This window comes from Bartonella sp. AP88HLJMH, assembly GCF_042195605.1.
GTDB lineage: Bacteria > Pseudomonadota > Alphaproteobacteria > Rhizobiales > Rhizobiaceae > Bartonella.
In genome coordinates, this window is the sequence record NZ_JBHIOR010000008.1 from 8,691 (window position 1) to 33,094 (window position 24,404).

The window sequence follows — 24,404 nt, forward strand, 5'->3', positions numbered from 1 at the left end:
AAACCCATCTCAAAGGGGAAAACCCATCTCAAAGGGGAAAACCCATCTCAAAGGGGAAAACCCATCTCAAAGGGGAAAACCCATCTCAAAGGGGAACTAAAAAACTTTGAAAGCGTTTAACAGTGAAGAAGCCCCTAGGCTGACAAATTGGAGTCCGCTCTGTCAACCTGTCATTTGGAAAATAATTGATGAATCCCCTTGTTTTTATCCTCTTATTAGTTTCATGTACAGATGATTTTAATAGTTGCTATTCGAACAATACAATGGTTAAAATCTATCCCACGGCTCAAGCTTGTGAACAGGCCATGGTCCCGTCCACAAAAAAGTTTGCACTTTATGGACAACAAATTTTTGCCCAATGTATAAACGTACATGCAAATTTGCATCAACAAGAAGTAAGCTTGATCTGGTCTGTAACAAACCATGGAAATTTTCTTCTTAAAAGCCAAAACGTAAAGGACAAGCTGTCTACAGTCCACAAAGAAGATATTTTACCAACATCGCTTCCTCTTTTACATTCTTCTTCCACAAACCTCTTGCACAAAAAACTTTAAAAGCATAAACCCATCAGATCTCAAAAAAAATAATCAATGAAAGACATGATGGATAATAAGCGAATGCACCCTTCAAAAGACCATCACACAGAGCAAAATTCTCTGCCTCAAGATCTCCCTTTAGACCCTGCCGTAGAACGAGTGAGAAAAAAACTTATGGGTTTAATGATTATTTCCGTTTTAATAACGCTTTTCCTTATTCTAACCGTACTGTTTTTAATTGTTTATAAAGTGATAAAAACCGGATCAGCGCCAAAACAAACAGAGCTATCTTCCTCTCTCAGCAAAAACCCACACGTTATCCATCATACGCTCTCTCTACCGGAAAAAACACAGATTTTGTCGCAAAGCCTCTCAGAACACAATATTGTACTGAAAGTTTTAACCCCTGATGGACAAACAAAATTTATGATTTACAATTATCACACCGGTGCACTTGTCTCCATTCTTTCTGTTGAAACAACAAAAGAGAGAGCGAAGATAATGCCCCATTAAGAAAACTAACATCAATAAGCGCTGACATAGCATTCTGAAGGTTTAAACATTTTCTGCAAGCCGGCATTATCACACGCTTTACCAACTCGTGGATGTTGCCCACAATCCTTGGCGCTAGAGAGAGTTCATAAGAGCCATTTTTATTCCTTCTTATACAAATTTATCCACACGGGCTCTCCCCGTTTGCAACGTGCAAGCGAATGGTTTTTGTTGATCCAACATGGAACAAATTTGCAAATGAGAGAATTCTAGGGGTTTAGGAGCTCTCACCTAACATTCAAAACAATGAATTATTATTATAAATTAATGTGATAAGTCTTAAATATCCACCACTCGGCGACGGCGTGGTTTTTACTGTATCCCCTCACTTAAATCTTGGAAAAGAAGAAACCTTTCTGTCAACGCATTCCCATTTTAAGAAAATGACATCACTTGGGAAAAGCTAATAAACGTGCAAGAAATACCTCTTCTTGAGTGCAAAAATTCAACATATTAATTTATAGTGATGATTTATTTTGCATGTCAAACGAGAATCTCAAATACTGTAAGATTCTCCCTTTCAAATCTGTTCGTAAGAAACTGAATCAAAATCATTTCTTTACATATCCCAGCAAGAAAATGGATGAATAAAAATACCTCTTATGAATGATCCGGTATCAAAAGAAGAACTGTTGCAACATTGAAAATTAAAGCAATAACGCCCAGCTTACATCTTTTATTAAGCAAAGATAGCCGATGAATTTCACATAATAGAATTCATGAACACCAACGCGAAATGGGCATGAATACATTGAATAATATTAAATATAAGTGTGAATTAAATAAAACAACGACATTGCGTTCTTCATAAAAGAACTGCCTCTTAAAATACACGGATGCGGTTTTCTCTGTATTTCCTCACTTAAATCCCAGCAAAGAGGCAATCTTTTCTGTCAACACCCTTTGTTAAGTCTCAATACTGCCCGTGAAAATCCAAAGAAAGCGCAAGAGGCTTCTTGAGTATATACAATTTACTATCATGATACCAATAACATCACCACAAGCGCTTATACAGCACCTTTCAGGTTTAAACATTTCCCTCTGCTTCAAGATTGACCACTTGAGCGACGGCGTGGTTTTCTCTGTATCCGCTTACTTAAATCTCAGCAAAGAGGCAATCTTTTCTGTCAACAGCCTTCGTTAAGTCTCAATACAGCCCCGTGAAAACTCAAAGAAAGCGCAAGAATCTTCTTGAGCATATTATAATTTATTATCATGATACCAATAACATCACCACACAAGCGCGCTTACACAGCACCCTTCAAGGTTTAAATATTTTCCTCTGCTTCAAGATTGACCACTTGAGCGACGACGCATCTTTCCCTGTATCCCCTTACTTAAATCTCAGCAAAGAGGCAATCTTTTCTGTCAACAGCCTTCGTTAAGTTCCTGATACTGCCCGTGAAAATCTAAAGAAAGCGCAAGAATCTTCTTGAGCATATTATAATTTATTATCATGATACCAATAACATCACCACACAAGCGCGCTTACACAGCACCCTTCAAGGTTTAAATATTTTCCTCTGCCTCAAGATTGACCACTCGGCGACGGCGTGGTTTTCTCTGTATCCCCTCACCTAATCCAGGCAAGGAAGAATCCTCTTTTGTTGCTGTTTTTGTTGCTGTTGATGCATCTCCATTGCTAGAGCTTTCTGCTGTTGTAAGTGAAAGCTCAAGAGATGATTCATCTTGAGTCCGTACAGTACGTCGACGAGGAGAACGACGTATTTTTTTGACAGGTTCAACATTTTTCTCAGAGAGGCAGTGCTCTTGATCTGTTTTTTCATCCGATAGAGCCTCTAAAGCGTTTTCACGCGCATCCCCATTTTGCGCTTTATCATATTGGCCATTGCCATTTTTTTGCGACGACATTTGTAATACATCTGTATCACCCTCGACAGCATCCTTTTTTTCACCATCAAGATTTATTTCACCGCATTCTTGCCCATTGTTTTCATCACGATTTTCGTTTTCATCACCACGATTTTCATCACGCCGAACCGATTGAGACATTTGCCCAGCTGCTGCTAAAATAATACGCAAATAGTGCTCGGCATGTTGTAAATAATTTTCCGACATAACACGATCACCTGCACCTTGTGCATCACGCGCAAGGCTTATGTATTTATCGGCAATTTGCTGAGCATTCCCGCGAATTTTAACATCCGGACCGCTACTTTCATAATTGCGAGACAACGGATTAGGACCGCGACGATTATTATTGTTATTACCATTATTGTTATTATTGCGACCGCGTACCCGTCTATTTTGTTGTGGCCTCATCTTTATCCCTTTTTGGAGTGTTTGTCTTATGTGTGTCTTAATTGACGCTTCCTCATTACATTATCTTTTGATAATGCTGATCATGTTTAACATACGATTATCAAGCTATCCGCGTTTATTTCACTCAAACGAACCCTACTGATATTGATAAAAGCATATATTTTCTTGAAAATCACAAAACAGCAGGGAAATCGTAAATCAAAAATTCCCTTTTTCTCTGTCAAACAGCAGAAACCTAATGATGTTCACGTAAAATGCCAAGTGTTTTTTTTAAAATAAACCATATTTCACTAAAAAAAAATAATTATCTTGTGGAAAACAAAAAGGAAAACACACATATAACACACCTGACAAAGAAAAAATTCCTGCCAGAGAATAGTAGAAGCTTCCTTTTTTGCTCTAAAACCACCGCTCCTAAAAACGCCGATATTCTCTACCCCCTCGTGCATTTAACTCACAAGCACTTCCATCCCAACGAGTCACTGCGCGAACCTCTTTATTTTATAAATATAGCCTCTCTTCATCGCTAAAGCAACCCCTTGCGAGCGATAATCCACGATCGCCTCACAAAACCTCTTAACTTTTATAGATAGATTAACACGAAGTATTATTCAAGCCCTATAATCACCAAGAGATCAATCTTCTTTCCCAAAAAAGTCAATGATACTATCAATTTTTATTTTAACCCATAGAGTTTTTAAGTTAATCACAGTTTTTATTTATAACAAATTGAGCTTAAAAACAAAATATTTAAATACAAAAAAATATCAAATTATGAAAAAAACGACCAATATGTCACACTTTTTTAAAAATCAGCTTCTTCTCAAAAAAATACCCTCCTCAAAGCCTATCAATAAGAATGGCCTAAAGTATTTCCTTACTTATCTTTTCTGATAAAGAAAACTAGAATTATAAAACAAGCACATTTTTAAACCCAGCACAGCGCTTTACGCATGAAGAAGCCGTAAATGTTTATAAAAGGAATGTTTTTTTACTCATTTTTGTCATGTCTATTGACTTACACCCTCAAAGAATGAAGGTTCTCAAATCACACTGGTCTGTTAACAATGAAAATACTTATAAAATTCATACACTAAATTGATTTATAATGATAATTCATATTTTTTGTGTTGAATAAGAAAATTAATACCGTAGGATTTTTCATCCTCAATCTGTTTGCTGTTGAATCAATCTCTTTTTCTTGCATGTTACATGTGGGAAAACCTGCGTGGAGTAAAAACGATAAAAAGACTAAAAGTGCCTCTTATGAACCGTCTCTAAGGCTAAAGGGTTGTCGAGAGCACCATTGGGAGCGAGCAAAGTGTGAGATAGTACCGGCTTATTCTTTGTTTAAACCATAAAGATGAACTTGCTTTATAAATTTTATACATTTCATGATGGTTTACCATTATACCATTCACCAAAACCATCACGAAATGGATTTCCCACACTTGTTATTTCCCTTAAAAAAGCGCAACAAATCCTCCTGAAACTCCACCACGCCCCCTTAAACATTTCAAGGAGGCCATCCATACCTTATGTCGCCACACCTTAAATAAGAAGTTCGATATAACAAGATAAATAAATCAAGCTGCTATTGGTCATGAGGCAGATAGTCATTTAAGAGGCTTTTATCTTTTTATCAAAATTCGCATCCTTTTAACTTTCCATATAAAAACTTAAAAGTAATTGCGCCTTTTGCCTGTTTTATTTTCTCTTTCATTCAGAAAACAGTCTCGTAAGAGAAAATAATTTCCATCCCCAGGACGGACCCTCGTCAAACATTGTTTTTTAGCACTATCAGAAAGCTTATCCCACATTTCACGAATAGCAAAATAGGCCTCACTTTCCAAATTAAGACAATGCTGATAAACCTCTCTTTTCATATCGGGCATAACGGAGGCAGAAATTTCCTTGCAATATACGCGTAGATCAAAAACAGGAATAACCAATTCAACGGGTGCTTGTTGTGTTACTTTTTTATGAGAAGAAAAATAACTAACCACCTTTGCAACAACAAAACACAAAAACACTATACAAAAAAGTATTATGCAAACAAAAGCAATCTTGCGATATAATCTTTTGAAATAAGCCTTTTGTCTTGCTCGGATTCTTTTTTCCATAAAGATTATACCCTTTAATATCCCAAGAGAAGCTTTTACAGCAAAAAATGATAGAAGTATCTGTGTACACAATACAGGTTATAGCCGCAAACGATCAAGACTCTTATGTCAAAAGACTCTCTTTTTTACCGTATAATTCTTATCGTATATAATTCTTATGAAACACTTTTCTCATGCCCTTTATGAAAAAATAGGGCTGATGATTTTCTCTCACCACTTTTAAAGACGAAGATTCTTCATCCATGCGGATCTATAAACAATTCGTCTTTGTTAAAACACATCACATTGATTTACAAAGAGTATTTATTGTTTTGCACGTTGAATGAGAAACCCGAACACCATAGGATTCTCTCATTCCAAACCTGTTTATGTTAAATCAACCAAAACCATGTCGCTTACAAGTTACAAGCGGAACTGGCATGTGGATTAAAAACTGTATAAGAAAGGCATATGCCTCTTATGAATCGTCTTAAGTGTCAAAGACCGTAGCAAAATTGCGAGCGAGCAAATACACTGATAGTACCCGGCTTGCCTCTACATAAGCGTAAAGATGGGAGTGCTCAATGGATTTACCGTTATTCACCACACAAACACTTCATATATAAAATCTTATACGCCTTCTATTACCGCCCCCTCAAAAAGCAGTCGCTAAAACAAGATAAGAGATTATAGATGTAAAACTCCTAACAAAAAAGAATGGACTTTCTAATCGAGATCAACAAACACTGTTAAAGACACATTTGCATTTTTGATCATGCTGGCATGTATGATAATGGCCCTTCAAATGCGCCACCATTTTATGCTTCACCTCATATCATTCTCCGTCAAACAATCACAAAGATTCTTTAACTATTCAACGCCCCCCAACCAAAGCAAAGAAACCAAACCCAGACGCCTGCATTTTTATTTGAATCTTCCCTATTGGGATAAAACACACAAGAATTTAAAGATTTCACTGCAAAATGAAATCACAAAATACAATAATGAGAAAAATATCCAAAGCCATCTCAATAACAAATATATAGCGCCCCTGTTATTAGAAAGTAAAAAAGCCGCACCATTTAAAGGCGCGGCTTATGAATAGAGATATAACTAAATAAAATACAAAAGAAATCAATAATAAATACTTATACACAAAACGTATAGTATTGCAAGCTTTTTAATTATATTTATAAAAATATCCAAAAAGAGTATAAATAATGATACATTCGTATTGAGGAGAACTGTTTATAACAATACACTTTCTAAAATAAAAACGTATCCAATAAATCAAAATACTTTGTAGCTTTATCTCAATATAATCCATGAAAAAACACACATGATTTAAGTCCATAATTATAATAAGACCCGTTCTTTTACGCTTGTAAAAGCTGGTTTTTCTTAACTTACATTCACCACTTCAAAAGATGAAGATTCTTCACCCAATCTGATTTATCAACAGCCCAGATTGCAGTGGGGTCCATTTGGCTTTTTCGTATGTGATTGATTTAAACTTAAAGCTCAACAAATAAGCCTGCCTTAAATATTTGCCACGCCCTTTAAAAAACACTTTTTGTATCATGGAAGCTCTTACAAAGAGACTTGCCTTATATCATCACACCTGAAAGGACAGTCTTTACAGCATAAACAGGATAAGACAAATCAACAACCGCTTGTACAATCTTGTCTGATAAGAAAACAAGTGAAACGTTAGCCTTCAAGCCTGCTCCAACAGTACAGCATTTCTCTTCTTTATAAGAAAAGACACAACGATACGCATGATTTTTTTATAGGCATTTTTCTGCTTTTGTCCTTTTGGCAATTAACATTTTCTTTTTATGGGATTTTTAACAAATTAAAATTGCGAGGAACTGCACTTTTTCTCTTTTAAAAAAGCGTAAAAATGGCAATTTTTTATAGAGTTAAAATCATCAAACGCTCTATCCAAAAGCTTTTTAAAATGATTGCACGATTTTTTATCTTTTTAAAGCTTCTTTTGCCATGCGTTTCTATTTGGGCATGGCTCCTTGCTCTGTAGGCTTTAAAAACTTACCCTTAGATTTCAATATGCGCCCTACTCTCCCCAACAACGCATGATCAACTTATCCAGCAACAACGCTTCTCTATCAATTTTTACCATTTTTTAACATCTCAAACAGAGTGCAATTCCAGGCTCCACCGAAGATATAAATTAGGTTTATCTGATCTATAGCTTCACCCCATACATATTGTTATGATCACTCTATTCTATTTTTCCTTATCTAACAAAGAAGAAATCTCTCTAGAATGCTCAACACTGATGTTTTGAGTAACACTACTGTGTATTTCTAGCGGTTTATGTGCTGTAAATTTTGAAATAAAAGAGCTGTAGTCTATTTTTGGCGCCTCGTATATTGGAGAAAAAAATATGTCTCCAGCGGACGATGATTCTGTTTTAATTTCTGGTGCGCTCACAAAACTGTTTGGTGTCGTTATTCCACCACTCACAACACTATTAATACTGTCTTGCTTCTCTTCTTTCTCATTTTTTTTCTGTTCGACATTGGTAAGATCTAGAGCATTTAATTTTTTTTCTAAAGCATCCATGCGCTTTGCAATTTTTGTAATATCTTCATATGCTTTCTTCAACAATGCGTTTAAAGGAGCATGTCCCATTCTTCCGCTAGCATAAAGAACCACACGAATACATTCCGGATCATCAATATCAGCAATAGAAAATGGAAAAAGTGCCATTATATCCCCCTTTTTGATAAGCTAAACGCGTATTAAGGCATTTGCATCTCTTTTTTCGTTGTACGGCTCTTGCATTTCTCAGAAAACCTCAGAAAACCATATGAAAAGCTTTTGAAAAAAAATTCCTCATCGAAAATTTTTACAAGGTATTTTTTTAGATTATACTCTGTTTTCCACCTAAAATGATGATTTTACCACCTAAAACCAAAGAGAAATGCATGTCACCTTGCATGCTGTATCAACCTTTCCCAAAAGGACAAAGCCCACACCGGTCTTTAAATAATGGCAATCAATAAACAATGGTTTGTAAACAATCTGGCTTCTTATCTAACAGATTTGACTTGGCTTCCCCCTTCAAACGCATCCTTGTAATGTATCCCCTGTCCAGAGTTACTCTACAAAAAAATGCTGCGTTAGGAATACGCACAGACGAAAAACACCCCATGCATAAAATTTTAACCGCATCTCAAACAATGGTATTTTACAACACAACGGGATAAACTATTGTCTTATAGATTTTCTCGTATCACTCTCATCCTGTTTCAAGAAGTTGCCTGATAAGCACAAAATGCCATCTCAGAGGGTTCAATGCCTCACCATGTACTACAACGCATCGCCAACCTGCTGCTCTTGCCAACAGTGCACCCATTTTGAAAACAAAGAGGGGCTTTTTTCCTACACGCTTTGCCAAAAAAGGGAGCGCTCCATTTTGCTTTTTCTCGCTTTAAATAAACATATCCGTTAACCTCTTTCCACCACCCTCAAAGGACAAAGGTTTTAGCCCCACATCGGTTTGTAAACAATCCAACTCCTCTGAAGGGGCTCCATATCTGCTCATTATTTATATGATTCACTTGCATAATACTTAACCAAGAAAATCCTCACCATAACATTTGCTAATGTATTAAATACTTTAAGCTATCTTACTGATATCACCACCTTCAATAATAGTGTTTTAATGACGGTATTTTACGCTATAATAGGATAAAATTATCTAGGGGCTTTTTGTCATCGCACAGCAGCGCTTTAACCCCAGCACTTGAAATAATGGATCACGATATCACAAAAGAGAGGCATTTGAGCTAAAATATTGATTCATCAGCAAAAAACGCCATGAATAAAGAAAGTTTTTTTGTTCTCCCCCTACCTTCAATAATCACCGTCTTGATCCTCTAAAGAACAATAGGCAAACTTACCTTTAGACATCCAACAAAGGCAGCACAAAAAATAAAGAGAGTTGAGTTTTTTCTAAAGCGCCTCAAAACTTTCTACACAATATATTCTATAAGACTTTATATTCAATAAGACTTTTTTTCATAACAAACATTTTAGCATTTTTATCTTTCTCTCACACAGCTTTCATTCTCAGGCTTTGACAGCATAAACCACCGCCATATTGACGGGGCGTGTTTCATCCCCCCCTGTTTTTTGCAACAAGACCTTATGTTCATGCTCTCCCGCAGCCTTCGTTAACCGATCTTTATTGTAGACTTGAGCCAGATGTCTATAATATTCACCGTGATTCATATCCCAAACTACTTCGTCAATCATTGGATAACTATGCTGGTGGTTACCTGTTGAATCTGTTTTTCCCTCATGGGTATGGGATTGAAAAGACTCTTCTTGTCGGCTTCCCAAGCGACGTCCTTTATCAATTTCTTTTCCACTATCGAGCCCCCGTAAAAACATTCCACGCAAATCGGGAACATTGAATGTTGTTCTCCCGTCTCCTTTTCCCCATGTTTCTCCCAGAACAGCAAAGAGATTAGCATAGTTCCTTCGCGAATATTCTTTACCATTACACAGTAACCATCCAGAGGGTATTTTTTCTGTAGCAAAAGTCCCGATAAATCCAGAAGAAAAAGTTTCAGGCAAAGGAGGAAAGGGCGGAATTTCAGGAAGTTTTATAGTAGGATTGGTTAAAAACCAGCCATCAGCATTTTTTCCGGCAATATCACGCGTATAGACGATCTCATAAAGCCCCCCTTTTTGAATTTCCCCGCCCTTTAAAGGCACAATACCCTCTGGCGTTGCCATATAAGTTGGTCTTGGCGGCAATTGATTTAAAGAAATATTTGTTATTCCTCTGTTGACGCCTTGTGCTTTAAAGCGCACAACAATGCCATCCATATAAGTCTCAAAAAAAGACTTTGTTGCCAAACGAAGTGACGTTCTCTCATTTTTCACATCGACAGTAAACTGTGTTTCAATCCCGCCCCCATTATCCAACAAATATTCTTTGATGCGTTGCATCATAGCGCGAGCACTATCATTGACTGTGCTTGGCGGTTGCCCTTCTGCCCAGTTTATATTCTCGTCGACATAAGCATTTTCTGATGCAACAATTGACCAATCATAAATCGAGCTCATAGAAGATACTCTTTTTTCAAAAAGGGAAAACGAGCAAAAAATGAAGAAAAGAAAGCCGCAATTTTATTTTTAGATGCCGGCATTTTCTCCATTTTCATTTTTTCCATTTTCAGGCCTATTTTGTCATAATCAACATGCAATAACTTTGTTTTCGCATTGACATAAACAGCTTCAGGGTTCACACGCAACACGTCTTGCGCCATAACGCCCTGATAACGTTGTGGATTTCCCTTATAATTAAAGGTATAAAGTGGATATCCCTTTTTCTGCCCCACAGGGATAATATTTTCTTTTGCTCTCACATCACAAAGCCCTAAAATTCCTCCGACCAATCCAAGCACTTGCTGCGCATCACGCAATGGATCTTTTGTCACAGAAGGCATTGTCGTGGATTTTCCTGAAGTCGTTCCGTAATTTCCAGCAGCCTGTGTTCCTACCTGTAACAAACTTTGCAATCGGTTCCAATCTTGATTATCTTTTTCTGACCATTTTTGGCGTTCAGCATCTAAGACATTTTGGCGGTTTATATCTTGAATCATGCCCCCTTTCAAAGCATTGCTTTGCACGTTACTCTGTCCTTGATAATAGCTATTTGCCGCATTAACTTGATCATTCTGAGAGCGATCAATCATCTGGTTTGCATTCATCATATTGTTAATATCTTGATTATATTGCTGTGCTGCAGCATTTGTTGCCAAGGCGCCTAACTCATCGGCCAGCACACCAGTATGAGCCCCAGAACCATAACGTCCTGCTCCCGACATCGATTGATTAATTGCATCGGACGTTTTATTCAGAGCATTTTGCAATGCAGTATTAAATTTACTATTGCTTCCAATCCAGCTTCCCTTAGCCATACCGGAAAGATTTGTAGCGCTGTTGGTTGGTGCACTCAACCATTGCGTTACCGTTGGATTGTTATAGAGCCCTGCTGCTTGTTGTAAACCGGTCAGCGCATTTTTTGTCATATTGCTAAGACCAGCGACTCTGTCTCCCTGATAAACGTTTCCGCCAATTCCTCTATTATAAAGTCCAAGTGCATCAGCACTGGCTTGTTTAAGAATATCAGCCGCCCAAGCAGGTGGAGCATTTGTTTGTGTTGTTGTCTGCACTTGAGGTGTGGTTTTTCTACTCATGGGTTCAGAACCTTTCTATATTGAATAAGATTACGAGAATATCCGTGATGAGCGAGCTTTTTCGCCCATCCAGTTCTTCCAAACATGTGCATTTCTTCAGCATTAATTGTTCGCGCCCATTTTTCGACTTCATCAATCAACTTGACCAATTTCAGCCCTCCCTCTCCAGCAAGATCAGAGAGAACGACGCATTTTTTTCCCGTATGGGTTATTTCAACTTTGGTAATTGCAAAAGCACTAAATTGGATTTTATTTTTTAAGACCAGCCACAATTGTGCTTGTCCTGTAGCGATTTCTTCAGCAATTTTTTCCAGACAAACATCATCCGGAAAGCGCTGAACATATTTTTTCAATGCAGCATTGAGAGCCTCTTGATAGGGAGCTATTTTTTCCCATGGCCACTGCTCTGTCAGATGAGCAGAATATAAATCTTGACTCTCTTGCATCATAATTTTAGCTCTTTTAGCTTTGTCATTTCCCTCATTTGAGCAATACGCATCCCCATGCATACTTCACGCATTCCATGCCCCCCGCACAATAAAAGAAAAAAAGCCCCATCATCCCTTTGTCACAACAAAGAGGGAACTTTTTTCTTTATAAAAATAAACTATGGTGCAGCCTATTTTCCTTTATCGCAGAAAAGCATGAAACATAACGCACCACCTTGTTCTTCATATTATAAAGACACAGCTTATCGCATTGTGCCTTTGTTTATAAAGGCTTGGGAAGTCTATGGGGCATTTGTTCTTTAATAATAGAGGTTTGAGCCTATCGCATGGTATTACAAAAGGGCATGCCTATCGCATGCCGGCCCGCGTCAATTCCACATCAAATCCAGTGACATGAGTCCAATTCACCCCTTCAGGAATACGCAATTTAAAGCGATAAAACCGTGCCCTTGCACGACAATGAATTTGTCCAGTATTATAAGAGGGCTGTTTTTCTGGCAACCAAACAGTTTCCTCTTCAAGAGATTGTCGAAAGCGCATTCCCACAGACAAATAAAACTTTCCACTATTGACTTGAGGCATAATATTTTTCACCCGTGTTATCCTGCCATTTGTCTGCCCCATTTCTTGTGATGTCACGACACAAGCCATAGGACACCCAGAAAACGAACCCAGTCTCCCCTGTTGATCAAATGCCCCCAGAATAGGCGATTCATTTTTCCAAGCTTTACTATCAAGAGAAAAGGACAAGTCATCAATATTCTTAGTCACAAAATCAAGACCTTCTAGGGTTGTTCCGGCTAAGAAAATAGGCAATATCATTTTGATATCGACGAGAGCTTTTGTCCATTTTTGCAATCCCCAATCATAAATGAGCAAGATACGTTTATGAAGATTCTCATCAGAATCAACCATCCAATAAACACGATTATACACCCCATCGATAGCAGCAGATAGAGTGTACAGATTATCCTTCCTTGATTTTGCGGTCATCGTTCGATCGACTTTTTCGAACCCAATGGGTATAATCTGTCCCTCATTTGTTATTTGATAAAACCCGCCCTCATCGGCAAAGAATGCTAAATCGCCTCTACAAACAATTGATTCAGCATTTTTTGCGCCTCGTTTATCGTGGATTTTTTGGAAACTAAAAATAATCTTAGAGCCAGGGATAAAAGAACCGGCATAGATTGCAGAACGCATAAAGATAATTGGATTTGTTGTCTCCGTTGCCCCTTGGACGAATCCGCCATCAGGAAAATCTTGATAATCACAACTTTTTTTCCCCACGGTCCAAAATTCAGCATCATTTAATCCAGACCAATGAACCCTTCTTGGATACTCGGTTAATTTCATCAAACAAACGAAATCTCCCCAGATTCGAACAATCCCTGCCTGTGGTGGATTTCCTCCTAAATTTCTAAATGTTTTATCATGGTTAATATCAATCACTTGTGGTTTATCATTGGCATTCACCGCAATGATCAAATCACCAAACAAAGCAAAAGACCACGGAGCATCAACATTAGCCAGATAAGGTTTTCCTTTTTGGCTAATATCTTTCCAGTTCATTGTTGTATTATCAAGCAAGAAGATTTTTTCTCTTGTCCCGACAATAATAGAAACCCCATTTTTTGTTTTAACCGCAAGAGCGCCTAAGATTGGCTCCGGACAAGGCTCTGATAAAGGTTCAAAACTTGGCATAGGGATATAGGAGCCATCAGCCGGGAGCACATTAACAAGTTCATCGGTAAAAATTCCATTGATATCCGCCACATCGGGTCGATAATCAGCGATTGGGAAAAAAGCCATCAAGACCCCCATAAAATCTTTGAAGAGCCCAGTGCCATTCAAAACACCAAGGCTTATTGATAAAAAACCACAAAAGCCCTTAAAACTCTAAAGGCATAAAATTCAACAAAATAAACAACCTAAAGTTGTTTAACGCACCAAAAAAAAACGATACCATAAATAATGGCCACCCCAACGCCATCCACCAGCGCCAAACCAAAATCAACTGCCCGCAAATCACCCCCCACAATGACGGGGGAAAGAGCCATCAAAAGCCCCCCATAAAACCTTTGAAAAGCTCAGTGCCATTCAAAACACCAAGGCTTATGGATAAAAAACCACAAAAGCCCTTAAAACTCTAAAGGCATAAAATTCAACAAAATAAACAACCTTAGGTTGTTTAACGCACCAAAAAAAAACGATACCATAAATAATGGCCACCCCAACGCCATCCACCAGCCCTTCACCATCAACACCCAACGCGTGTATCCAGCCATAAGTGACAAACCAGCCACCAGTGCCAAACCAACCTTCAACGCCAGCCATAAACGATTTGGAAAAAAGTCTTTTAAAAACGCATTGGGCGGATCTTTGAAGAACCTTTTCGGCGCGATGTTTCAATGCGCAAAGCTTGAAGCTGTTCTTGAAAATCTCTGAAAGAAACGGCGGCATATTCAGGATCTTTAAGAATATTTTTATAAAGTTCATATTTTGCTCGTGCTTTAATAAGATCAAAAGCATAAATCAACCAAGGGTTATCATCCTCTTTCAGCTGTTCATCGGCAAAATGAACAGGAGCATAAGAAAGCTGTACAGCTTCCACATGTTCTGGTGTTGGAAAGAGTCCTATTTTTTGATCAAGGTAGGTATAAAAGAATGGCGTTCCTAGCGCAGGATGCATACCATATTGTTGATGCAACACTTCCAAGGGCTTAAAGAACAACTTTGTTGGTGTTGCACTCTTTGTTACTAAAAAGACGCCCTCCAAACTCTTTTCTGCTTCAATAAAAACCCCTTCTTCTTGCCCATACCATGTTTTACCACTTTGTGTTTTAAACGTCCTTTCTCTTTTTTCATTAAAGAAAAAGGGTTCGCGTTCACACAAACGCAAAGCCGTAAAAATTGAATCTTGAATTTGCAGGGAATATTCCGCTGTTGTATCGTCAATTTCATCTTGAATAAGCGCGACCATATAAGCAAAAGTTTTAGAATGGTCTGAATGTGTAAGGTTTAGATTTTGGGGATCAGAGGATAAAGTGGTCATAAGCCTGTCCTTGTTTCTGGAAGCATTTTAAATTTTTCCCCCAACAGATCCCTCTTGTTGGGGGAAGAGAGCAAAAATTTGCTTTAAGCGGGTGCTCCATAAGTTGGAATGACAATAGTGCCAAAATCCTGAGCCCCTTGCGTACTGCCTGGCAAGGTAAAGCAAGTTTTTTTCATACCAATAATGGTTTTTGCCGCAACCCCGAATTCTCTTTCATAGTCGAAGAGTTCTTCCACCAATTTATAGCGTGTCGCCCCTCGATCTTTACCAAAAGCAATCACAGCACTCTGTGCACCAAGCAGAACAGCCCGCCGCACATTTGGTACAGCTTTGTTAGCGGTTCCAGCTTCGACCCCTTCGGTAATATGTTCAGCTTCGCGCAAAACCACACCATTATACATGCCCAAAGACCCATCATAGAGCGGATTTTTGATACGACTTCCACTATAGATTGCCTTAGTAATGTCGAGCCATTGCCCCGCATCAGTATTGGTTCGCAATTGTGTCACTTGGGTTGGATGTAGATAAAGCACATAGACATTTTCGCCATCAATCCGCACAGGTCTAATTTTAGGATTTGCCAATTTAGCCCGTTCAACTGCTTTATCAATCAAGCTGAGATCAAAAACATCGTCTTCTTTTAAGTCCTCATCTTTTGCTTTATCATTAGGACGTACCACACGTTTATTGGTTGGTGCCGTTGGCGCATTAAACCCATAATGAACTGGTTTAAGGGTAATCGTGCGTCCTTCAAAGTTAATTGTTTTTGCGGTATACCCGCAAACTTGAATGAAGAACATCATACTCAGACGATCTGCATACCAATCAACCAAACCATTTTTTGCCTCGGTGCGCAAATCATGGAGAATTCGTTGTTGATCAATCGTTCCCTCATTTTTGACACGCACAGCATGAACGAGTTCATTAATTGCCAAGCGATCATTGAGAAACTGTAAAGCTTCTTCATTGCCTTCCAATGTCTGCCCTTCGCTCACCCCATCGCCTAGCAACTGCACACGCAAATTAAAGCTAATAGCATCCCCACTTGCTTTCGTGGTTTCATCTTTTAATTGTACGATACTGTTTGAATCATTTCCAATCAACGGTGCAATTGGAAGTGCTTTTGAGACTTCTTGGTTTAGTAATTTAGACCATGTGCGCACTGCCATTGGGTCATTAAGTCCGATATAAGTTACAGTCATTTTGTCCTCTAAAAGTTTTATTGACATAAAAAACCCGGCAAAGCGCCGGTTGTTAAAACACCACATTTCATTTCAAATGGTGAATAGGTTGTTTGTGAGTTTTATCTAATTTCTGTTAGCGTCTGCCTCCCCCTTATAAGAGCTCTCCTCTCCACATCCGTGTTTAAGAAATCCCCTAGCATTCTCCTGCGCCAAAAGCCTCTTAACATTCCCGCAAAAAACACTCCCCCGCATTCTCCTGCGCTAAAAGCCTCTTAACGTTCCCGCAAAAAACACTCCCGCATTCTCCTGCGCTAAAAGCCTCTTAACGTTCCCGCAAAAAACACCCCCCGCATTCTCCTGCACCAAAAGCCTCTTAACATTCCCCGCAAAAAACACTCCCGCATTCTTCTGCGCCAAAAGCCTCTTAACATTCCCGCAAAAAACACCTGCCACATTCTTGTTTTTAAAATTCTCTTCCCCCCATTAAACGATTAAAAGCGGCTTTATTTTTAGGATCAGCAACCCAAGCGCTAAACTCTGCTTCTGACATTTTATCAAGCATATCCAAAGAAATCGGCCCATTTGGCGTTAAACCGTTATAAGCAGCAAGAGTACGTGCAGAATTGTGTCTTTCCTGTAAATTTTCACCCATGTTATTGGGAACATTTGTGTAGCCAATTTTTTGTGCAATAGAGTAAATCACTTCAGCCGGATTTTGATTTTTTTGCGCACAATCGCGCAAGATCTGCTTCAACTCATCACCAATCAACGCATCAATATTTTTGGGATCGGCCATCTCAGGATAGAGCGAAGCACAAGCTGCCAACTGTTTAGCCCTCGTTTCATAAATAAAATCAGCTGCTTGATCAAAATCATCATGCTTTTGTTTAACACTAGCAACAGACTGCTGAAAAAACGCATGTAACTGTTCTGCTTCCAAACCAAGAGAAGGCTGTTGTTTTTCATGTAAAAGCCCTTTTTTTTGGAGTGTTTTTCCCAACCATTGCATATAGCCCATAAAGTCTTTTTGTGGATCTGGTGGAGCATCTTCTCCCCCTTGAACCTCTTTTCCAGCCTTTTGCGAAGAGTCCTGTTGTTGATGCATTTGCCCTTGAAAATTATCTTCAAGAGTTTTTTCTTCTCTTCCAATTTCACCATTTTCTCTCTCTTGTGTTGAGACCAGAAAATCTTGTTTCAATTGGTTTTGTTCTGCCGGCGTTAAGTGTTCTTGATCCATGACATTAGCCTTCTCTTTTTTTAAACAATAAAATCAAATTTTTCAGATAAAACAGCTCCATAAGCATTTATCCCCTCAATGCTCTCTCATCATTTAGCACCAGCATTCCCCCAATGCTCTCCACCCCACATGACGGCAAGACTCCCTCTCCACCCTACTTTTCCCAACAGTCCTGCCCTACAAAACAGTTCTTTTAAGAAAAGGGAGCCCATGCACTACGAAAATCGATAAGCAATTTATGATATATGGCGTTTATCAGAAGTCACGCATGACAAAGCACCCTATTGTTGAGCCTTTGCTGTCTGCAACATCTGCATTATCTGCTCTGTCCCCACATTATCCCCCATCTGCGCTGAGGCATTTTGCTCTTCTTGAAAAGAGTTTTGCGCCTTTATCGCAATTTTATGAATAAGTGAAGCCGGTAAAGGCGAATAGCGTAAGAGATCGAGCATAATCTCAGGCGTTGTAAAATTTTGCATCAAAGGCAGCAATTGCATGATCAGTGCAAAAGTACGCTCTTTTTCATTAAGACTTGTTGGTGCATCATCCACGACAATATCATATTCCAAACTTGTCACCATTTCGCGTGTCAGCGGCACATACTGGGCATTTTCATCACCAGCAATACGCACCAACCGCCCATCGGACAGATAATTTTGAATAAGATAGAGAATAATTTTTCCCTGTCGTTGCCGATATCGACGCAACCCATCAAAAAAGGAAGCCAAAAGATTAAGTGACGATTGTCGCCGTTGTTGTTCAAGAATGCCAGGCTGATTGACAGCTCGCGTTCCAATAAATTCAGAAGACAACCCCGTCACCTGTTCGAGAGCACTCTTTGCTTCATTAAACAATTGGAAAAACCCTTGCGGAAATTGTGCCATGGGTTTAGGCTGGATTCTTCCCCCAGACACAGCACCACTTTTCAACCAAGTAATACTATCGGCTCTAGCCCAACTCTCGAGGGCTTGTCGATCATCATCAAAAGCATCGCGTTCTGCCATAATGCCGCCTTTTGATTGGCTATTGAGCAAATGCATTACTTGACTAAAATATTTGTTTGCCCACCGTTGCGGATCTTTTGTAGGGCGCACAATTCCGTAAAACTGTCGGCTTAACTTATCAAAAGTACCGGTAATACACTCCCATCCCAATTGATTGGGTGGAACCAAAGGCTTATCAGGCGCTTCAAGCAGCTTTCTACCTAAAAATGCCCGTTTGACAATTTTTCTGTTCAACCTTGTTGCCTGGACATGAGGAAAGGTTTTGCTTAAATTTTGGAAATCCTGCTCTGAATAATCGACAAACTTTCCACTTAGAGGCTCGAGAACTTTATAAACCACCTCGCGTTCAAACCAGCGACATTCTACCAATGTCACCATTTTAGGACGTTGATAGCCGCTCCCCTCTTCTCCTTGATACCCCCTCTCGGACTGATAACTTTGTGTCATCCCATCGCTGGTTGAATGTAAAAAACTCTGATGTTTAACCCAATCAGCATTAAGGTCACTCCAATGAACATTGGGAAACATTTCCTGCGCCACAGCAAGGGGTTTTTCATCAATATACCATAAGCGTTGAGCATCAATAAGATTAGACTTGACAGCACTTGCATCCCACACCATTTTCATAGGATCCAGCCGCGCAATGATTGGTTTTCCTTGGGGATCTTGTTCATAATCAAGGCGTGTATCTGTCCAGCCCATACCGCAAATAATTGCATCTTGAAAAGCATCGGAATCTTCGTATTCGCCGTCGGCTTCATCGCGAAACCATTCGGCTGCTCCTGTCAAAATCTGGTTTGCAAAGGCAGCTCCTTCTTGTCGTGGAATAAATTGCACTTGCCTTTTATTATTGCGCTCAGCCCCAATCACGGCATTAATTAAAGGCGCAATACGGTTAAAAGTCATCACGGGTCTGTTTTGTTCGTGCAAGACAGCCAAGTCTTGCTCATTCCATTGCCGCCCATTATAAAAATCGTAATCTTCCTGGGCATTTTTTCGCCATTTTTCGACATGATCAATATCATCCTGATACCAACCCACGAGTTTTTTAAAGAGAGCTTGATTTTCAAGCGTTTCGATTTGATTAAAAGAAGAATCTGTAGAACTATTCATTAAAAAGCCATCCATGAAGTTTGAGAATGGTGAAACGAGCGATAAGGTTTTTTTCGCGCTTTAGCATTTGGTTGTTCATAAGCCACACACATCAGTCCAAAGGCATCGGCGCCATGGCTAGCCCAATCATGTTCAGCTCCTAGTCCGATATTGCGCTGTTCGTCGCGCTTTTCATGATACCAAGCAAGCGCTTTTCTGCCCGCACATGTCGTTTCACGATTAAACCATAGTGCAGGAAACAACCGCCGTACGGCTTCGATACGCATTTTCACAGCGCCTGTTCCTTGGTTAGGAATTATTTTGGTTTGAAAACCGGCTTGTTGAAGGGCACTTTCAAAACTCACATTATAGACACGATCTTTTGTTGCGCCATCATGAGGCAAGACCATAAGAGCCTTTTCATATCCCCTTTGAAAGACCCACCCCACATGTTCTGAGAGAGGTTGACCTTGGGCTTCATAATAATCGAGCACTCGGATTTCCCGTCCAACAAACTGCGCGACCCACAATGCGGTAGCATCAGCCTTTGCGCCTGTTCCCCCGATATCCCAAAAGATTCTCACCTGCATCAAAGGATCCCGTGGAACAGTGGTAATCCGCCCTTCCATTTCGGCTTCGAGAAGACATTTCTGATAATAAGCCCCTTGGACAGCTTGGAGATATTCGCCTTCCCAAATATGGTTATACTGCTCTGGTCTTTGCTGCAAATCGTCCATTCGATCACGATTGAGTTTTTCAGGAAATTGCGGATTATCACGCCAATTAATTTCCACCCCTTTGATATGAGGATTATCGACATTTCGGAAACGTTTTTCCACGGCTGCATTTTCATGGCATGGGTTCCATGTGACCCATAATTCTGCATTCCAATCTTTTCCTTCTTCGCGCAAAGTTGGAATAAGTGTTTGCCAAGCAGTTTCTGTCACGGGTTCGGCTTCATCGACCCAACAAAGGAAAACGCGACCCATTGATTTAATACTTGCGATATTGCGATCAAGCCCAGCAAACACATAGACAATCCGTCCATCTTTTGACTTAATATATTTATCGCCGATTTCATAATAATCTTGTAAAAAAGGATAAGACTCGATAGCGCGTTTAATTTCCTCCAAAGAACTTTCATTAAGAGAATTTTGAAATTGCCGTGCACAAAGAATAATCCCGCGTTCTCCAGCCATTCCATGGCGATATCCCACCACAGCAGACATCAAAGCAAAAGAACGTGTTTTTCCAGAACCGCGTCCTCCCCAAGCGGCTCGCACATCGGCATTTCCAGTAAAGACAGGAATAAGCTTTGGAATAAGAGCCACTTGAGCCGTTTTCTGCTCAATTTTTTGAGAAATTTTCTGAACAGTTGTCATTATAAATTTTCATACTTTAGCAATAATTGCGCTGCACCCTTTTGCTTATCCCAAGTTTAATGATCCCAGAGCAATTGAACGAAAAGAGCAATTGAACGAAAAACGCCCTTCTCAAAAGCAGCGCTTTATCTTTTCTTCATCCTAATATTCAATAAATTTCACTTTTTTGCATGAGATCCCCTTGACCCCACCTATGCGCCCCAAGCCCCCAAGGCACAAAAGCCCCACCCCCTCAAACACCGCGCCTGTCATCCCCCAACCACAAGCAAGGTATCCTCCCCAACCAAATCATAGCCTCAGCACATGGCTCTCAGGCATATCCAAAGCCCAACATCCTCCAATATCATGCCTCTCAAGCATCACCAATCCTCACACTTTATCCCCCAAGATACCCCCACCAAAACACATGCATCAGGCAAGCATAACACTTCTCTCAAGTTTCATGCCCCTCACCCATCAAAACACTGTTCCATATCCACCACACAAATACCCTGCACCAAATCCCCTCCAGCACACGGGCCCTTACGGCATCATTCACCAAAGCCCCTTCCCAATATCACGAGCGCCCACAAACACGATAGCCTCCGCTTCAATCCCCTCAAGATAGGCAATCACCAAAGCAGCCCCCTTGCAAGACATCACCCCACATCACCCACCTCAGCCTAACATTTTTCAATATCACAAGCCTCAGTTATCGAGGTATCAAGCTTCTCCGGTTCGCTACTTTTTGCATTCACTGGCACAATCTCAATACGCGAAACTGTTTTTGATATCTCCACACCTTCAATAACGAGAAAAGCCCAAATCTTCACCAAATGTCCAAAACAGCAAATATCATCAAGCACTCCCCAACATCTTTCAGGTATCGCGCCCCTCATGCATCGCCATAAAAGCATCTTGCCGACCCCTTCACACAAACCACCCCAGACGCCATGTACCCCCAAAAAACACCATATGCACCGAAGTCTCCTCCAGTCCACGTCCTCATGCTTCCCCCACCAAAGCTTAACAACGTCACAGCTCACACGCCTAAAGCACACGCCCCTCACCGCAATTTCAATCATAAGCTTTCAGACAAACATCTAGCATCCCCGTTCAAAGACAATATCCCTTAAACATCATGTGCCCAACCCAACATTTTCTCGTAGCTTCAAGCCTCAGTTGCCGAGGGATCATGCTTCTCCGGTTCGCTATTTTTTGCATTCACTGGTACAATCTCAATACGCGAAACTGTTTTAACATCTCCCCCTGCTTCTCCCGTAACCTGAAGAGGCAAGACTTTTGCCAGCAGCGAAAAAAAAGGAACAGGATTATTCAACGCATGATACTGAAGATAAGACACCAGCCCATCCTCACCATAGTGATATCCAGCCTGCTCAGCGGCTGTCAAAAGAGCTTCATTAAATCGCTTTGTTGTTTTATTCAAAGTTGTTTTTTTCCGCCCTTTTCGACGTAAGGGAAGACAATGTTCATCTACCATCATCATGTTCCTTCCAACTAAAGAAAAACCAATACTTCAAACACAAAAAATGACATGAAAATCAGCAACAAAATTTAACAAGCCATCAACAATAAAAAATGAGACCACACCCTAAAAGACAAGAACCCACATAAAGCCCAAATCCTCCGCATAATTTTACAGATTCACATTTTTACGCTTTTACATCATTACAGAAAAAAGCCAAATGAAACTCAAAAACCGCCATCCCCACGCCCCTCTGTAAACACGGGTCTGTCAACAAGCTGATTTCTCGTCTATCAGATTCCCCTGCTGATTATTTCATATAGCTATCCCACACTTCAAAGAATGGTGTTTAATCAAACACGCCAGATAAGCTCTGATCTACAATTCGACTTCAAAAAGCAAATTTTCCTCTGCTGAATAAAGCTTCCACCCCGCACCGGTTTTAAACTATCATCCAACCTCTTCCCCAGTAAATTCCCCTACTAACATCAGATTACCACCCCCCCAAACATCCCTATTTTACACTATAACCGTATAGCAAATCTTTTAATTGTTCTTGCCAATCCCTTGAAATTACTTTATCACTCAAAGGATATTTTGATCGTCCACGCAACGATCAATAAGGGATAGTAAAGCCCTAAGCTCTAGCGTAAGAATGAACCCACTTTGTGGGTGTCCCGGGATTCCGGGAGTTTTTGCTATGTCCAGGTGTGATAAGCACTAAAAGCAAAAATGCTGACTAGAGCTCAGTACTTTACTACTCCCGGAATACTCATGCGAGGGCGCTCGCAACCGGAGGGGAGCTTGAAGTGCGAACTAAAAATTCACATTTCAACGACATTTCAATAGGTAAAAAGATCCGTCATAGAAGAATTTCAATGGGACTTTCTCAAAAGGAATTAGGAAGCCATTTAGGTGTCAGTTTCCAACAAATCCAGAAATACGAAAAAGGTTTAAATCGTGTAAGCGCGGGGTGTTTGCTCGAAATTGCTAAAAAACTAGCAGTTCCTATGAACTTTTTTTATGCGGATCTTTTAACAGCAGATATTCCCACAAAAGAACATGCCTTACACCACGATCAAGACACATACAGCGAAAAAGAACACGCCCTTTTAAAAAACTTTAGAGAGCTCCAGCCGAAAAAACAAAAAGCAATTTTGTGGTTAATTTCTGATTAGACAAAAGCACACCCATCAACATCCCTCGCCAATATATCAACATCCTTAAAATATAAGCTTCAGATCACGACACTTCAAAGAAGGCAATTTTATCAGACAAGACAGATAAGCCCTGCCCTAAAATATTCCCTCACACACTTTTCTCCAGTCAACGCGATTTATACCCCTCTTCATCCCAGCTTTCCCCTCTCCATTCACAAATGCGTCCCCTAGTTCTCCGACCACATTCCATGTCAAGACAAAAGCATACAACGCATAAATTCTTCACTTCACTTTTACGGATTCACGTTTTATGCTTTTCCATCTTTACAGAAAGCAACCAAATGAAACTTTTCCACCAGCATCTTACACTGCGTTGTCAAGAATCCAACATCTTGTAGCAGTTTCCTCCTACCAACCACTCAGACAGATCAGCACACCATACCCCTCAAACAACGGATTCAACAAGCAAGCCTTTTCTGAATATTCTTACACCCATCCCTCTCCAACACAAAGAGCGAAAGCTCCCACAAATACCGATCAATTCCGCTTCGAAGCAAAGACCCCACCCAAAAGACAAAGCTTCACACACACACCAAAAAGCTTCTCCCACAGTGCCAATTTTCACATTCTGCATCCTAGCTTTCGACTTCATTTGCAGACTTGT

The 24,404-nt window shown here is 39.9% G+C and carries 23 protein-coding genes; 4 read left to right on the top strand and 19 right to left on the bottom strand.

Going from position 1 to position 24,404, the window contains the following annotated elements:
- Positions 1-188 precede the first annotated feature (188 nt).
- The gene (locus tag ACFIMA_RS05120; protein WP_375632088.1) at positions 189-554 is read left to right on the top strand and encodes a hypothetical protein; all 366 of its coding nucleotides are present in this window, start codon (positions 189-191) and stop codon (positions 552-554) included.
- A 45-nt stretch (positions 555-599) separates the two neighbouring features.
- Entirely contained in the window at positions 600-1,049 is a 450-nt protein-coding gene (locus ACFIMA_RS05125; RefSeq protein WP_375611689.1) for a hypothetical protein, read from the top strand.
- 1,548 nt (positions 1,050-2,597) lie between these two features.
- Here the strand turns inward: ACFIMA_RS05125 and ACFIMA_RS05130 are convergent.
- The 3 genes from ACFIMA_RS05130 to ACFIMA_RS05140 form a co-directional block, all read right to left on the bottom strand.
- The gene (locus ACFIMA_RS05130) at positions 2,598-3,371 is read right to left on the bottom strand and encodes a DUF4167 domain-containing protein (protein ID WP_375677859.1); all 774 of its coding nucleotides are present in this window, start codon (positions 3,369-3,371) and stop codon (positions 2,598-2,600) included.
- Between the two features lie 1,392 nt (positions 3,372-4,763).
- Complete coding sequence (locus tag ACFIMA_RS05135) at positions 4,764-4,904, bottom strand: hypothetical protein (RefSeq protein ID WP_375693736.1); 141 nt, start codon at positions 4,902-4,904, stop codon at positions 4,764-4,766.
- A 146-nt stretch (positions 4,905-5,050) separates the two neighbouring features.
- Positions 5,051-5,494 carry a hypothetical protein gene (locus tag ACFIMA_RS05140; protein ID WP_375610680.1) on the bottom strand — a complete coding sequence of 148 codons (444 nt, stop codon included), beginning with the start codon at positions 5,492-5,494 and terminating at the stop codon, positions 5,051-5,053.
- Positions 5,495-6,266: 772 nt separating this feature from the next.
- Between ACFIMA_RS05140 and ACFIMA_RS05145 the strand changes: the two genes are divergently transcribed.
- Positions 6,267-6,578, top strand: coding sequence for a hypothetical protein (locus tag ACFIMA_RS05145; RefSeq protein WP_375677860.1), 312 nt, complete (start codon positions 6,267-6,269; stop codon positions 6,576-6,578).
- A 1,142-nt stretch (positions 6,579-7,720) separates the two neighbouring features.
- Here the strand turns inward: ACFIMA_RS05145 and ACFIMA_RS05150 are convergent.
- The 15 genes from ACFIMA_RS05150 to ACFIMA_RS05220 form a co-directional block, all read right to left on the bottom strand.
- Positions 7,721-8,206, bottom strand: coding sequence for a hypothetical protein (locus ACFIMA_RS05150; protein ID WP_375631825.1), 486 nt, complete (start codon positions 8,204-8,206; stop codon positions 7,721-7,723).
- Between the two features lie 532 nt (positions 8,207-8,738).
- Positions 8,739-8,897, bottom strand: a complete 159-nt coding sequence (locus ACFIMA_RS05155; protein ID WP_375621454.1) for a hypothetical protein — start codon at positions 8,895-8,897, stop codon at positions 8,739-8,741.
- 674 nt (positions 8,898-9,571) lie between these two features.
- Complete coding sequence (locus tag ACFIMA_RS05160; protein ID WP_375693184.1) at positions 9,572-10,576, bottom strand: phage tail protein; 1,005 nt, start codon at positions 10,574-10,576, stop codon at positions 9,572-9,574.
- Complete coding sequence (locus ACFIMA_RS05165) at positions 10,573-11,712, bottom strand: tail fiber domain-containing protein (RefSeq protein ID WP_375693183.1); 1,140 nt, start codon at positions 11,710-11,712, stop codon at positions 10,573-10,575. Before ACFIMA_RS05165 ends, ACFIMA_RS05160 begins: the two co-directional genes overlap by 4 nt.
- Positions 11,709-12,161, bottom strand: a complete 453-nt coding sequence (locus ACFIMA_RS05170; protein ID WP_375613653.1) for a hypothetical protein — start codon at positions 12,159-12,161, stop codon at positions 11,709-11,711. The genes ACFIMA_RS05165 and ACFIMA_RS05170 overlap by 4 nt, the downstream gene beginning before the upstream one ends.
- A 348-nt stretch (positions 12,162-12,509) precedes the next feature.
- Positions 12,510-13,973, bottom strand: a complete 1,464-nt coding sequence (locus ACFIMA_RS05175) for a hypothetical protein (protein ID WP_375693182.1) — start codon at positions 13,971-13,973, stop codon at positions 12,510-12,512.
- A 119-nt stretch (positions 13,974-14,092) separates the two neighbouring features.
- Positions 14,093-14,221, bottom strand: coding sequence for a hypothetical protein (locus tag ACFIMA_RS05180; RefSeq protein WP_375693181.1), 129 nt, complete (start codon positions 14,219-14,221; stop codon positions 14,093-14,095).
- Between the two features lie 55 nt (positions 14,222-14,276).
- Positions 14,277-14,498: a hypothetical protein gene (locus tag ACFIMA_RS05185; RefSeq protein WP_375621459.1), complete on the bottom strand. Its 222-nt coding sequence runs from the start codon at positions 14,496-14,498 to the stop codon at positions 14,277-14,279.
- 22 nt (positions 14,499-14,520) lie between these two features.
- Positions 14,521-15,216: a hypothetical protein gene (locus ACFIMA_RS05190; RefSeq protein ID WP_375613655.1), complete on the bottom strand. Its 696-nt coding sequence runs from the start codon at positions 15,214-15,216 to the stop codon at positions 14,521-14,523.
- A gap of 83 nt (positions 15,217-15,299) precedes the next feature.
- Positions 15,300-16,418: a N4-gp56 family major capsid protein gene (locus ACFIMA_RS05195; RefSeq protein ID WP_273791303.1), complete on the bottom strand. Its 1,119-nt coding sequence runs from the start codon at positions 16,416-16,418 to the stop codon at positions 15,300-15,302.
- Between the two features lie 445 nt (positions 16,419-16,863).
- On the bottom strand, positions 16,864-17,637 hold the full coding sequence (locus tag ACFIMA_RS05200) for a hypothetical protein (RefSeq protein ID WP_375693180.1): 774 nt from the start codon (positions 17,635-17,637) through the stop codon (positions 16,864-16,866).
- Positions 17,638-17,918: 281 nt separating this feature from the next.
- Positions 17,919-19,769 (bottom strand): portal protein, encoded by a 1,851-nt coding sequence (locus ACFIMA_RS05205; protein ID WP_375660794.1) that lies wholly within the window; start codon positions 19,767-19,769, stop codon positions 17,919-17,921.
- Entirely contained in the window at positions 19,754-21,115 is a 1,362-nt protein-coding gene (locus ACFIMA_RS05210) for a PBSX family phage terminase large subunit (RefSeq protein ID WP_375631846.1), read from the bottom strand. Before ACFIMA_RS05210 ends, ACFIMA_RS05205 begins: the two co-directional genes overlap by 16 nt.
- A gap of 662 nt (positions 21,116-21,777) precedes the next feature.
- Entirely contained in the window at positions 21,778-21,993 is a 216-nt protein-coding gene (locus ACFIMA_RS05215; RefSeq protein ID WP_375631848.1) for a hypothetical protein, read from the bottom strand.
- 272 nt (positions 21,994-22,265) lie between these two features.
- Positions 22,266-22,595, bottom strand: coding sequence for a hypothetical protein (locus ACFIMA_RS05220; protein WP_375693188.1), 330 nt, complete (start codon positions 22,593-22,595; stop codon positions 22,266-22,268).
- Between the two features lie 794 nt (positions 22,596-23,389).
- On the opposite strand from ACFIMA_RS05220, the gene ACFIMA_RS05225 reads away from it, so the two are divergent.
- Positions 23,390-23,758 (top strand): helix-turn-helix domain-containing protein, encoded by a 369-nt coding sequence (locus tag ACFIMA_RS05225; protein ID WP_375693179.1) that lies wholly within the window; start codon positions 23,390-23,392, stop codon positions 23,756-23,758.
- A gap of 427 nt (positions 23,759-24,185) precedes the next feature.
- Here the strand turns inward: ACFIMA_RS05225 and ACFIMA_RS05230 are convergent, their stop codons facing one another.
- Positions 24,186-24,392 carry a hypothetical protein gene (locus ACFIMA_RS05230; protein ID WP_375693737.1) on the bottom strand — a complete coding sequence of 69 codons (207 nt, stop codon included), beginning with the start codon at positions 24,390-24,392 and terminating at the stop codon, positions 24,186-24,188.
- Positions 24,393-24,404 lie beyond the last annotated feature (12 nt).